We start from the raw sequence: 12,908 nt of genomic DNA, 5'->3' as shown, positions 1-12,908 counted from the left end.
CTCTTCCTCCGATCTTAGTAATTAAGAAAAGCGCAAGGCGCTGGCCTATCGGCAACATGTATAACCGTTCAGTCGAAAGGTTGTCATTTACCTTCTGGGCACACCCCGATCTCGGGCAGAAGCACCTGGAGCTAGCATTTAGAAAAGCGGATGCGCCTTATCATCCTCAACATCCACTAAAGTCAATGAAGACGTTTTTTGCCTTCAAGATCGTATGACGAATAGAAGCGAGGAGATTGACGCTAAAGCTATATATTCAAAAAATCTTAGGTCACATCAAAGTAAAGATACTTCTAGCGACATTTCAGTGGTATGTAAATCGTAATCAGTAATAGATATTTGTTCTTCACTATTGTTATTTTTTACCCACAAAGTTATTTTATCTGCTTCTGATATTATGCCACGAAAGTCAAAAAAGAAACGGACATCGTTGTTACGTATATCGATTGAAATATTTAAATGGTGATTTCCATTTGGGTGAACTGAATTTTCTAAAAGCTCTATCAAACTTTTTGTCCAATTTATCATACTTCGATCGTATTTTGATAAATCTTGGACTTCCCCAAGCACCTCATATTCAATGAATACTTTATGGCTTTCCCAATTATAAGTCATTAAATATGCTGCTAAGGAAGGTAATTTTAAGTTAGAAAGCTTGGCTTCATACTCAGCTTCAAACACCATTTCTTCAATAATTTCTTTTACTCTATCAAGGTTATCTAGTTCTATATTTCCTTTTATTAATTGTAGCTTATTCAGCCAATCATGACGCGAGTGTCGCAATAACTCAACGATATCCAACTGTTTTTTCATATTTCCACTCCTAATGACACAAAATAGTGGTTAATATATAAAAATGAAGAAAACTCTAACCATAATGGTTAGAGTTTGTTTAAATGTTACGCTTCTTGAGCAACAGGGTACACACTAACTTGTTTGCGGTCACGACCTAACCGTTCAAAACGTACCACGCCGTCAACTTTTGCGTATAATGTATCATCCCCGCCACGGCCAACGTTGACACCTGGATAAATTTTTGTACCGCGTTGACGATATAAAATTGATCCACCTGTAACTGTTTGACCATCAGCACGTTTAGCACCTAAACGTTTCGAGATTGAATCACGTCCGTTTTTTGTACTACCTACACCTTTTTTAGATGCAAAAAATTGAAGGTCTAATCTTAACATGATATTCACCTCCTATTTGATTTTAATTATTATTGTTTAGTAATTTTGATGTAATCCCCATACTCTTGTTCAATGGATTTCAAAGACACGAGCATTCCTTCAAGCAACAACTGAATTTTATCAGCTACAACTTTGTCAATGTTAGATGGTACTTCACAGTAAAGGTAGCCATCTTGTTGTTGAATGATTGGCTCGGTATTTGTTAATGCATAAATAGCATTAATAGTACCAATTGAAACAGCTGAGGCACCAGCACAAACAATATCTTTACCATGCGCAGCTTGATACGCATGACCACTCATCGTAAATGATTGTATCGTCCCATCATTTGCGCGGTCAATCTTAACATTTATCATAGTACACCTAGATTATGCGTTGATTTTTTCAATAACAATTTTTGTATAAGGTTGACGATGACCTTGCTTTTTACGCACGTTTTTCTTAGGTTTATATTTGAAAATGACAATTTTCTTTTGACGGCCATGTTTTTCAACTTTTGCTGTTACAGTCGCACCAGCTACAGTAGGACTTCCAACTTTAACATTGTCTCCACCTACGAATAAAACCTTATCAAAAGTAACAGTTTCACCATCAGCCACGTTTAGCTTTTCAATATAAAGCTCTTGACCTTCTTCAACTTTAAGTTGTTTTCCACCAGTTTCAATAATTGCGTACATACTTGCACCTCCTTAATAAACTAAGACTCGCCAGTATTCAGGCGTTTCGAAAGCATCGAACACTTATTTATGTACCTGATCTGAGCGGTTGTAGCACGGTGCTACAAACAAACACAAATAAAATGATAGCATAGAAAAATGTTTACTGTCAATAAGTGTTTTCTACTTTCGACTTATTTACTTTTTCAAGAATATCTGCATATGTACCCATTTGCTTTATTTCATAAAATGCGTCTGTTTTCTTAGATGTTGTTGTTAAAAAGATAGATAGCCGTAACATCGTTTCTAACCTAGTAAGATGCTCATCATTATGACCGCAAAATATCTTTTTAATGCTTTCTGTTGTCTCTATCCATATTGCTTCAACATCTGTTTGACGATATTCCATCATTTCACGATCAAGTTTATATGCAATTTCTTCATTTGAAAGCACCCTACCTATACCATCACATTTCTCACAAGATGCTGTTAATTGTATTGGTATACTATCTCGTACTTTTTTACGTGACATTTCTAGAATACCTAAACGTGTATATCCAAAGATGTTAGTTCTTGTCCTATCTTTAGCCATTTCTTTTGTAAGTACATGACTAACTTGTCTTTTATCTTCTTCGGTTTTCATATCAATAAAATCAATTAAAATAATTCCTCCGATATCACGTAATCGAAGTTGTCTTGCTATTTCTATTGCAGCTAACTTATTTATACGTACAATAGTATCACGAATCGCAGATTTCCCTAAATATTTACCAGAATTCACATCAATTACTGTTAATGCTTCTGTTTGCTCAATAATGATATACCCTCCATTATCTAACCAAACAATTTTTTTTAGCAATTTGTCTATTTCATGGTCTATATGGAAAGCAGAAAAAATATTTATTTTATTCGTATACAATGAAACGCTTGGTGTAGCTTCTTTTTTACTACCGTTAAATCTTGTTTTTATTTCCTTATAATAGTTCTGTTCATCTACGATGACTTCTTTAATTGTTGATTGAGGAATTTCTCTAAATATCTTATCAACAAAATGATTACCATGATGTAAAAGATAAGGTGCCTTAGCCATTTGCTGTCTACGTTGAAGTTGCTGAAAACGTTCCTTTAAAAACATTAACTCTTGAATGATAACCTCTTCATCAATCTCTATAGAAGCTGTTCTAAAAATAACTCCTTCATTTTCTTCGCACCAATCTTCACCTAAGCTTTGTAAATAAGTTCGCTTTATATTATCATCAATTTTTTTCGAAACTGCAACATAATTACCAAATGGTAAATATATAACGTAACGACCAGGTACCTCAATGATACCGCTTAACTTCGCACCTTTATTACCAATTTCTTCTTTAATTCCTTGGACGAGTATTGTTTCACCTTGATGGATAAAACTTGATATCGATTTTTGTTGTTTTTCCTTTACTGATAAAGGCGACAAATGATAGCTTAAAAGTTGATCTCGGTGTATAAACCCTTTCTTCTCAGCTCCATAATCTACAAAAGCTGCTTGTATACCAGGATGAACATCAGTAACTCGACCTAGGTAGATATTCCCTACAACCTCATGATTATTAGGTTGCTCAATATGATATTCAACGAGCTTATTATCTTCAACTATCGCCATTCTTTTTTGTAAGCTCGTTGCGTTAATAATCAGTTTTTTTTCCAATATTCAATGCCTCATTTCGTGAACGATCGATATTTTTATATTTTACCGCCACACACAAGATAAGTGCAAGCTCCGACCAATCCAGAGGGTGAATGAAGACTTTTTATCTTGGCTGCTCTACCATTGATTATTGCTTTTCATACTAAGAAATAAATAAGCATAAACTTAAGGACTCGTGGCATCTTTTCTCATTTAAAATGAGGTCAATTGCATAAAATTTAGTTATTGCTGTTCTAAATTAATCTCATTAACAACAAAGTTTCAATGATCATCTTTGCTTTTTTTGCTATTAAAAATAGGCTATAGTACTATAGGTTCAAACGATGATCTTTTCTTCTTTATTCCATGACAAACATTTAAAACATGATTAGGGCAAAAAAAAAAGAATGTTACGAGAACATCGTTAGAAGATTTTAGATGCTAAAAGGCCTTGCGTGCAAAAAAATTCCCATAGATTATAATTAGTACTCATATAGCAAATCACCAATTGGTTGTGTCACTAGCTTTTCAGAAAAATACGCATGTAATAATTCGTTCTCATCTAGAGAAGCATTTTCCTTCTCTCCACGTTGAACAATAATGGAATGTTTATAACCTCTTTGAAACTTTAGTAAAACATGATGAATTTGTTCTACATCATCAACAATTATAGACTTTAACTGCTGAACAGAATCTTGTTTGCCATAATATCTCTCTAGCAAAAATCTCATAAACACATAATGACGTTGGCGCCATTCAATAATGAGAGAGTAAGCTAAGAAGCCAATGATCATCCAAAGATTTAATTGAAACGGATAGATAATTAGAAATAATACGACCATTACAAGAATTAGTATGAACGAGCAGGAGAGTGTCCTCTTATGTGCATTGCTAAAAGGTTGTTTTAAAGATAATATTACAAATAATAATTTCCCCCCATCTAGCGGCCAAATAGGAAGTAAATTTAAAGACAAGATCACTAAATTTTGATTTACAAATAATTGAAAGCTGTCTTCTGACAACAACGACGTAGTGTATAGGAGATAGCCAACTCCCAATAGCCATATATGTTGAAGTGGTCCTGCTAAAATCACAATTAACTCTTGCTTTATTGGTCGGTTCCCATGTTCATCTACCTCAGCTACTCCACCAAAAGGCAACAAAGCAATGCGTTTAATACGCCATGAAAAAAAATGAGCCGCAAGCACATGACCCATTTCGTGAACAAAAACGATAAGAAAGAGCATGATAAGTTCCCTTACATGTCCGGTTATAATGCCGATCCCTATCAAAAACCAAAGCAATGGGTGAATGTATACTTTTGATAACAATACAATGATGTTATTCAAATGAGATCACCTGTATCGGATCAATAAATTCGGTACCTTTTTTAATTGCAAAATAATATGTTCCCTTTGTTTGATCACTATCTTCCATCACATCACCAATCACTTCACCTTTTTCAATAAATTTAAACATTTCAGTTGAGATTGACTGCAAATTTCCATACCACGTTTCTGTTTTATTAGCATGTTGTACGATCACTGTTTTACCAAGACCTTCCTTCTTTCCAGCGAAGGATACCCACCCATCGTCCATCGACTCAACTTCTGTTTTGCTTACTGTCTCAATAACAATACCCTGTCCATCCGTCTCAAAACCTTGTAATACTTTTCCTGATGCAGGGACTGCATACTCAAAATCGGAAAATTCAGTTTTATCCTCTCCTGCAATATTGCGTTCAGGAAGGAGAGCAATCGGTTTTCCGAATATATCTTCATACCATGCTGAGACAGAAGCAAATTGAAATTCTTGCTGAAATGTTCCGGTAACAAAATCCCTACCCGATTTAAATGTATCTGATTCGTTTTTAAACATAATTGCTACAATTAACACTAGACATATAGAAAATAATACTTTAAACATAAATTTTTCTTTTTGAAATAGTGGATGAATATCATTAGATTCATTTTGAAATGAAGAGTTGGGCATTGGTACTTTATGATGTTCATCACGAAACATTTCCGTTGAGGGTTGATCGCGAGGTGGGCGTATCCCTCTATCTTTTTTTCTTTTTGCAATACGTTTTCTAATTTCATCAGCACGATGATGTCCCATTTATCTCACACCATTCCCCTTTAAGAGCATGTTCAAAAAGAGCGAAGAATAACAAGACGGCTTAGCTACGAGCACCGGAATGAAACTACTGCACTGAGAAAAAATTCTGCTGCTTCGTATCAAGGAATTAACTTCTCTGAAACAAATCTCGGAAGAATCGAGGCATCCGTAATGCCATTTACACTACATTACAGCAAATGTATTGGATCCCCACATAAATCCGTAATTTTCTATGGCGCATACGGATTAAGAACACCCTGTTCAAGTTAATTCTACAGTCCTTCTTCCCAAACTTTTTGAACGATCTCTTTAATCAATTGTTTGTACCATTTTATGACTTGTCCGGATTGATTAGAACAAAAAATCCATTAGGAGATGGTGAAAAAAGTCGTTGTAACTATATTTATTTATTTGGATCGTGTGTCTTCTATTCAACCTCATTTAAAATTACTACACAGATAGAAGTGGTCGGCTACAATGTTAGAAACTAAAGGATTTTTTTATTAATTGTTATTTTTCAAACTAGGAGCTAAACACGAATGACACAACCGTTACTGCATGTTCTCTTTTCTAATGATTATCAAGTTCATATAAAACAGCCTAATCACTTCAAATTTTGAAATACAGTTACAATTTTTTGAAAAGAGCCTAAATATATATAATCACTATACAACAAATCATATAATCGAGAGATTGCTAAACTTCCATAATAAGACTGGTGTTTTTGGATCGATTGTTTATTCAAAGTTAGTAGCAAATAAATTTATGAAAAGACCCATAAGAAAAAGACCTCTGATTAAAAGGAAACTAATCAGAAGCCATTATATATACTTGATAGAGGAATGATATAAACCTGCTCTATCCTATTTATACTTTCACGCCAAAGAATTTTTTAATTTTTGAAAACATACCCTTCTCCCCAATGTCTAAAGATTGGAGAGGAACAGATTCGCCTAACACCCTTCGTGCAATATTTCTATAAGCAACACCAGCTATATTCTTTGGATTCATAGCTATCGGCTCACCTTCGTTGGATGCTTTAATTACCTCATCATCGTCTGCTACGATACCGATCAAATCAATTGAAAGATGAGCTACAACATCATCCACGTCTAGCATATCCCCGTCTTTTACCATTTTATTACGTATTCTATTAATTATTAGTTTTGGTGGTTCTATGTCCTCTTCTTTTTCAAGTAAACCTATAATACGATCCGCATCTCGAACAGCTGATTTCTCTGGTGTTGTTACGACAATTGCCTTATTCGCTCCCGCGACAGCATTTCTGTATCCTTGTTCGATCCCTGCGGGGCAATCGATAAGAACATAATCAAAATCCTGTCTAATTTCGGAAACTAGTTTTTTCATTTGATCAGGGGTTACAGCTGTTTTATCACTTGTTTGTGCTGCAGGAAGTAAGTATAAATTATCATCAAACCGCTTATCTTTTACTAAGGCTTGATTAATCTTTGTACAACGACCTTCTACTACATCTACTAAATCAAATATAATTCGATTTTCTAGACCCATTACGACATCTAAATTTCGAAGGCCAATATCTGTATCTACTAAACACACACGTTTTCCTGCTAGCGCTAAAGCGGTTCCTAGATTAGCAGATGTTGTTGTTTTGCCTACTCCACCTTTTCCTGATGTTATGACTATAGCATCTCCCACTGTCACATTCCCCTTTCCAACCGCGTTAATATAGGTCTAATATGAGTTAGCAGTTGTAAACGATCTACTATTATTTTGTTATCATCATTTATATAAGCACATTCCATACCATGTGAACTATCATCATCATATTCCGGTGCTCGGCTAATAATATTACAGATTTTCAATTGTGAAGGTTTCATTACTGATGCAGCAATTACGGATTGTTTATCGTTATTCGCACCCGCATGGGCAACTCCACGCAGAGCACCTAAAACAAAAATATTACCGCCAGCTACAACCTTCCCACCCGGATTCACGTCACCAATAAGTAGTAAATCACCTTGTACATGCAATACTTGTCCTGAACGTATTATTTTACATACAGGAACAACCTCTGTTTCTCGTTTCCACGTTAATGCTTCCTCTTTGGAAATTACATTCCCCTCTATTGAATCTACAACAAGTTGCTTCTTTGAACGAATGAGCACACGAATTTGTTCTTCTTGTTCATTTGTTAGAAAACGATTACCAATCTGCAAATGAACAGCTATGAAAGGACCTTCCTCATCCCCTTGAAATGTTAGCGATAGCTTTTCTTCTAGCTCTTGTAACAAGCTTTGGAATGAGCATGTATCATCGAGATGTAACGTCAATCCTTCTTTCGTTCCTTTTATCGTAACCAATTGTTGTTTATGCTTATTCACGTCGTTCACCTCAATGAATATATATTTCGACAAAGGTTGAATATTTCCTCTAAGATGATTGTCAAAAAATCAGTTAATTAACTTGTTATGTATTTAGCTATGCTAGCCTTTTCTATCATCTTCTGACACTTTTGTTAAGTATCTTTTTAAAGGATAAGAGAAAATAACTAGAAATATACTATTTAACACGATAGTCGGATATAATCGATTCATACTAAAATCATTTATTGACATTTGTGTACTTGTAATTAGGGCATATAGTCCATATACATAATATTCTATGAAAGAAATCATAAAAAGACATATAACTGATACAATAACTAAATTAGATTGGAGAAACTTCATAAGCTTAAAAACTAAGTATGCAGCAACAGGATACGAAAACATATATATTCCAATAACTTCTGTATATACTACATCATATAATAATCCAAATATTGCTGCATATATAATACCGATTAATTTATCACGATAAACTGTAATAAAGATAAACATAATTAACGAAAACCTTGGAACATAAATGAAATCTTTAAAAAACCGTTCAGGTGGAAATATGTCTATGATCGTACTTTCAGCAATAAATAAGAAAGTAGCGAAAAGAGGAAGGTAAAAACGTCGCACTATTCTTCCCCCTCGATATCTACTGGTGTCATAGTCCGTTCTAGTACGATGACGTGATCGATTGCTGAAAAATTCGCTTCTGGTTTAACATACGCTAATTGTAATAACCCAGATTCATCTGGCACTACATCTATTACTTTACCGATTGGCAACCCACTAGGAAAAACGCCACCTAACCCAGATGTAATGACGTCTTGGTCCACCTTCACTTCGACATTCGATGCTTTCTTAAGTTTTAATAATAGTGCCTCACGTTCATCATCATAGCCTTCAATAACACCATCTACATTGCTTTCTTCATCCTCACCTAGAACAACTGCAGCAACCCGATTTATTCGATTTTGATTCGTATCACTTAACAGTTGAATGGTTGATTTAAATTGTGAAGTCTGCTTCACTTTTCCTATTAAGCCTTTTGAGGTAATGACTGCCATATCGACTTTCACACCGTGTTTTTCACCTTTATTTATATATATATTCTGATACCATTGATCAGGATTTCTACCAATAACCGTCGCTTGAATCGGAGTATAATCTGTAAGACTTGTTGTTTTTTCTAATATAGCACTAAGCTCTTCATAATCTTGTTCAAGAATTTGATACTTGTCTTTTAACGCAACGTATTCTTCCAACCTGGCCTTTAACATTTTGTTCTCTTCGTATGTATTCTTTAAGTCATTCACATTTTCAAAGAAGCCCGCAACATATTGTGCGGGCTGATGAACGATGGATTGTACCCAACCAACGGTGTCTTTGATAAACTGTTCTGGCCATGTTACCTGCTCACGGTCTCTTAATGAAAACCCAATCAATGCCACTAAAATAATTACACATATTAATAATATTATTAATCGTTTATTTAAGAAGAATTGTGGCATGATTTGCACCCTCTTAAGTTAATCATATTAATCATTAACTTGGTTTTTGAATAAATGAATGTGATCTAATGCTTTTCCAGTACCTATCGCAACACAATCAAGTGGATTTTCTGCAATAAGAACTGGCATTTTCGTTTCTTCACTAATAACCTTATCTAAATTTCTTAACAACGCGCCTCCACCAGTCAAAACAATTCCTCTATCCATAATATCTGCGGCTAATTCAGGAGGCGTATTTTCTAACGTATTCTTTACTGATTCTACAATAGAAAATACTGTATCACGCATTGCTTGAGTGATTTCGTCTGCAGAAATTTCTATAGTTTTTGGCAACCCTGTAACTAAGTCACGACCTCTTATTTCCATGCCTTCGACATCATCTGATATACTTGCTGATCCAATCTCTACTTTTATTAATTCTGCGGTACGCTCACCAATTAATAAGTTAAACGATTTACGAATATATTGAATGATCGCTTCATCCATCTCATCACCAGCAACACGTATGGATTGCTTAGTAACAATCCCTCCTAAAGAAATTATCGCAACCTCCGTCGTACCTCCACCAATATCGACAACCATGCTACCAGTAGGCTCCCACACCGGTAAATTTGCACCGATAGCTGCTGCAAATGGCTCTTCAATCGTGTATGCTTCACGGGCACCAGCCTGCTTTGTAGCATCCTTAACAGCCCGCTTTTCAACTGCAGTTACACCAGAAGGTATACATACCATAACATTCGGTTTACGCGCAAAAACACTTTTATTTTTCAATGCTTGCTTAATATAATATTTCATCATCGTTGCTGTTGTTTCATAATCTGCAATAACCCCATCCTTCATCGGGCGTCTTGCCACAACATTTCCAGGTGTACGTCCAATCATATTTTTAGCTTCATTACCAACAGCCACTATTTGCTTAGAGTCTTTTTGAAAAGCCACTACTGAAGGTTCCCTCACGAGTATACCTTTTCCTTTTACATACACAACTGTATTTGCTGTTCCTAAATCTATTCCAAGGTCTCTAGTACCAATGCCAAACATTAATTGTATCTTCCTTTCTGCTACGAAATACATATAATTATTGTAGTAAACTTTTGCTTGTCCATTTAAAAGTGATTTGTATAGCCACTTTCAGCAAAAAACTTGCTGTTTTCATATTAATAAATATACAACTAGAGTATGTGCCATCTTCTCTTATTTCATGAGATGACTATCAAGTAGAATAGTCACTAGTTGATCTAATTTGATAACATTATTTACAAAGTTTACGAAAAAGAGTTAGTAAAAAACTCATAAATAATATTATATCGTACCACCGATTAAAATAACAGTGCTACAAATATCCTTTTTCCTTTAAGCTTACGAATTTATTATCACCTATTATAATATGGTCTAATAAGTCGATTCCTATAATCTTACTACACTCTGATAGTCGCTTAGTTACTTCAATATCCTCACGGCTAGGTGTCGGGTCTCCGGACGGATGATTATGTGAACATATGATTGAAGCTGCTGAACGGCGAAAAGCTTCTTTAAACACTTCTCTAGGATGGACAATTGATGCATTTAAGCTACCAATGAAAACTGTTTGCCTATGCATCACTTGATTTTTAGTGTTTAAATACAAAACGACAAAATGTTCTTGTGTAAGAAAACGCATGTCATCCATGACGTAACTTGCAGCGTCTCTAGGTGATTTAATGACATACCTTTCTTCAAATTGCAGTCTTCCAATACGCATGCCTAATTCCACAGAAGCCATAATTTGCACAGCCTTTGCGACACCGATTCCTTTAATTTCTGTAATTTCTTCTATAGAAGCGTCCTTTAATAAACGAAGTCCTTCAAAGTGTGTTAATAGCCGGTTCGATAATTGAAGAACAGATTCATTTTTCGTTCCAGTTCTTAAAATGATTGCTAGAAGTTCATGATTAGAGAGACAATTTGGTCCTTCAGTGATAAGTCGTTCTCTAGGGCGCTCGTCTTTTGGGAAGTCACGTATCATCACTTCGCTTACATTCATATTTCCCCCCCTTAGTATAGAATACGCATTATTATTTAGTTATCTTTGGGTAATAGCCGATTTTTTTCAGCTCGCGAACAGTTCTAGCTACCGGTAAACCTACAACTGAAAAATAATCACCTTTAAGCTCTTTTACTAATAGTGCACCTAATCCCTGTATACCGTAGGATCCCGCTTTATCAAATGGTTCACCACTATCAATATACTCAGTAATTTCTTGTTCAGTTAATTCCCAAAAGGTTACCTCTGTGGATTCAAAAAACGTCTTTTCCAATTGAGGAGAAATGAGTGCTACTCCTGTTAGGACTTGATGCTTGGAACCAGATAGTTTTGTTAGTGTATTAAACGCATCATCTCTATTTTGTGGTTTACCTAGTAATTCACCGTTACTTATAACAATTGTGTCAGCCCCAATTACATATGAATTTGGATTGTAGTTTGAGATATTCTTTGCTTTTTGGTATGCAAGTGACATGACGACATCTTCAGGAGGTAAATGAGCATCAATAATTTCTTCAATATTACTTACAGAGACAGTAAATGGTATGCGAAGGTTTTCTAAAAGTTCTTTTCTACGAGGAGATCCAGAGGCTAAAATGAGGTTATTCATACTATCACCCTTTATTTTATTTCGTACAGTTTGGAAGATACAACAGTATCGTAACAAATTATTGGCTCATTAACAATTCATATTAGTATATTTTAGATCATATTTATTTTTTACCCTTATTTATTACACTAAATTGCTCTAAAACAGTAAAAAATCACTTAATTAGAATCATTATTAAAGGAAAAACGACTGCAGCTGCTCTTAATTACTACGTGCTTTATTCAAGTTTAGATTATGTAAATGAGCATACTTTAAACACTGAAATACAAAGTTAATCTTAAGTAGAATAAATAATGCCCGTGGCTTCAAAAGCTGTTGACAAATAAATTAGGATTTCCTTAATTAGTATAGAAATTAATCTCCACAGTTTTTTAGGTAGGAAATAGCTAATAGAAAGGGTCGCAAGATGGTCATATACAACTATATAAAGTATATGCAGCTATACAAAGGATTGTGTGGTTTGTCCTTTCAGAGAGCAATGTTGTCCACAAAAGGGTATATATTCAACAATCAGTAGACTCATTGCCTATGAATCATTGGAAGTGAACGATCAACGTTCCATATAAATATAAAGATTTAACACTTAAGGAGAAATGCAATGAAGGCTCATACCGGACCATGAAGTCAAAGTACACTTACTTTATACATATAAACGGACCTTGTAAAAATAAAAATATGCCTCTTATCAGCTAGAGTGAAAAATAATAAAACAATTGTAAGTAATAAACTGAAGCATAAAACCTAAAATTCAAAAGTGAGAAAACAAAGCACATAGGATGG

Annotated in this window: 14 protein-coding genes and 1 other annotated feature; all 14 genes read right to left on the bottom strand. The window is 34.7% G+C overall.

Annotated elements, in window-relative coordinates; translation table 11 throughout:
- Nucleotides 1-276 precede the first annotated feature (276 nt).
- Complete coding sequence (locus tag V1503_RS15115; protein WP_410627972.1) at nt 277-813, bottom strand: Spo0B C-terminal domain-containing protein; 537 nt, start codon at nt 811-813, stop codon at nt 277-279.
- Nucleotides 814-899: 86 nt separating this feature from the next.
- Nucleotides 900-1,190: a 50S ribosomal protein L27 gene (gene rpmA, locus V1503_RS15110; protein WP_214481457.1), complete on the bottom strand. Its 291-nt coding sequence runs from the start codon at nt 1,188-1,190 to the stop codon at nt 900-902.
- 29 nt (nt 1,191-1,219) lie between these two features.
- On the bottom strand, nt 1,220-1,546 hold the full coding sequence (locus tag V1503_RS15105; RefSeq protein ID WP_214481458.1) for a ribosomal-processing cysteine protease Prp: 327 nt from the start codon (nt 1,544-1,546) through the stop codon (nt 1,220-1,222).
- Between the two features lie 12 nt (nt 1,547-1,558).
- Complete coding sequence (rplU, locus tag V1503_RS15100) at nt 1,559-1,867, bottom strand: 50S ribosomal protein L21 (protein ID WP_214481459.1); 309 nt, start codon at nt 1,865-1,867, stop codon at nt 1,559-1,561.
- Between the two features lie 13 nt (nt 1,868-1,880).
- Nucleotides 1,881-1,967 (bottom strand) — a sequence feature (ribosomal protein L21 leader region).
- Nucleotides 1,968-2,015: 48 nt separating this feature from the next.
- Nucleotides 2,016-3,533 (bottom strand): Rne/Rng family ribonuclease, encoded by a 1,518-nt coding sequence (locus V1503_RS15095; RefSeq protein WP_320256757.1) that lies wholly within the window; start codon nt 3,531-3,533, stop codon nt 2,016-2,018.
- A gap of 461 nt (nt 3,534-3,994) precedes the next feature.
- Nucleotides 3,995-4,861, bottom strand: a complete 867-nt coding sequence (locus V1503_RS15090) for a M50 family metallopeptidase (RefSeq protein ID WP_410627968.1) — start codon at nt 4,859-4,861, stop codon at nt 3,995-3,997.
- Nucleotides 4,854-5,630 carry a M23 family metallopeptidase gene (locus V1503_RS15085; protein WP_320256755.1) on the bottom strand — a complete coding sequence of 259 codons (777 nt, stop codon included), beginning with the start codon at nt 5,628-5,630 and terminating at the stop codon, nt 4,854-4,856. Before V1503_RS15085 ends, V1503_RS15090 begins: the two co-directional genes overlap by 8 nt.
- Before the next feature lie 867 nt (nt 5,631-6,497).
- Nucleotides 6,498-7,307, bottom strand: a complete 810-nt coding sequence (gene minD / locus V1503_RS15080; protein WP_214481463.1) for a septum site-determining protein MinD — start codon at nt 7,305-7,307, stop codon at nt 6,498-6,500.
- A gap of 2 nt (nt 7,308-7,309) precedes the next feature.
- Entirely contained in the window at nt 7,310-7,993 is a 684-nt protein-coding gene (minC, locus tag V1503_RS15075; protein ID WP_214481465.1) for a septum site-determining protein MinC, read from the bottom strand.
- A gap of 102 nt (nt 7,994-8,095) precedes the next feature.
- On the bottom strand, nt 8,096-8,614 hold the full coding sequence (mreD, locus tag V1503_RS15070) for a rod shape-determining protein MreD (protein ID WP_320256754.1): 519 nt from the start codon (nt 8,612-8,614) through the stop codon (nt 8,096-8,098).
- Nucleotides 8,614-9,492 carry a rod shape-determining protein MreC gene (gene mreC, locus V1503_RS15065; RefSeq protein ID WP_320256753.1) on the bottom strand — a complete coding sequence of 293 codons (879 nt, stop codon included), beginning with the start codon at nt 9,490-9,492 and terminating at the stop codon, nt 8,614-8,616. The genes mreD and mreC overlap by 1 nt, the downstream gene beginning before the upstream one ends.
- A 27-nt stretch (nt 9,493-9,519) precedes the next feature.
- The gene (locus tag V1503_RS15060; protein WP_214481470.1) at nt 9,520-10,536 is read right to left on the bottom strand and encodes a rod shape-determining protein; all 1,017 of its coding nucleotides are present in this window, start codon (nt 10,534-10,536) and stop codon (nt 9,520-9,522) included.
- Between the two features lie 292 nt (nt 10,537-10,828).
- Entirely contained in the window at nt 10,829-11,518 is a 690-nt protein-coding gene (radC, locus tag V1503_RS15055; RefSeq protein WP_410627964.1) for a RadC family protein, read from the bottom strand.
- Nucleotides 11,519-11,549: 31 nt separating this feature from the next.
- Nucleotides 11,550-12,128 carry a Maf family protein gene (locus V1503_RS15050; protein WP_320256751.1) on the bottom strand — a complete coding sequence of 193 codons (579 nt, stop codon included), beginning with the start codon at nt 12,126-12,128 and terminating at the stop codon, nt 11,550-11,552.
- Nucleotides 12,129-12,908 lie beyond the last annotated feature (780 nt).

The organism is Nanhaiella sioensis (assembly GCF_046557775.1).
Classification (GTDB): domain Bacteria; phylum Bacillota; class Bacilli; order Bacillales; family SM2101; genus Nanhaiella; species Nanhaiella sioensis.
This window is presented reverse-complemented; position numbering and strand designations above follow the sequence as displayed.

Excerpts from the sequence above, each read along its gene's own strand:
- V1503_RS15115 (WP_410627972.1), bottom strand. The coding sequence starts at position 813 with ATGAAAAAACAGTTGGATATCGTTGAGTTATTGCGACACTCGCGTCAT.
- rpmA (WP_214481457.1), bottom strand. The coding sequence starts at position 1,190 with ATGTTAAGATTAGACCTTCAATTTTTTGCATCTAAAAAAGGTGTAGGT.
- V1503_RS15105 (WP_214481458.1), bottom strand. The coding sequence starts at position 1,546 with ATGATAAATGTTAAGATTGACCGCGCAAATGATGGGACGATACAATCA.
- rplU (WP_214481459.1), bottom strand. The coding sequence starts at position 1,867 with ATGTACGCAATTATTGAAACTGGTGGAAAACAACTTAAAGTTGAAGAA.
- V1503_RS15085 (WP_320256755.1), bottom strand. The coding sequence starts at position 5,630 with ATGGGACATCATCGTGCTGATGAAATTAGAAAACGTATTGCAAAAAGA.
- mreC (WP_320256753.1), bottom strand. The coding sequence starts at position 9,492 with ATGCCACAATTCTTCTTAAATAAACGATTAATAATATTATTAATATGT.
- V1503_RS15060 (WP_214481470.1), bottom strand. The coding sequence starts at position 10,536 with ATGTTTGGCATTGGTACTAGAGACCTTGGAATAGATTTAGGAACAGCA.
- radC (WP_410627964.1), bottom strand. The coding sequence starts at position 11,518 with ATGAATGTAAGCGAAGTGATGATACGTGACTTCCCAAAAGACGAGCGC.
- V1503_RS15050 (WP_320256751.1), bottom strand. The coding sequence starts at position 12,128 with ATGAATAACCTCATTTTAGCCTCTGGATCTCCTCGTAGAAAAGAACTT.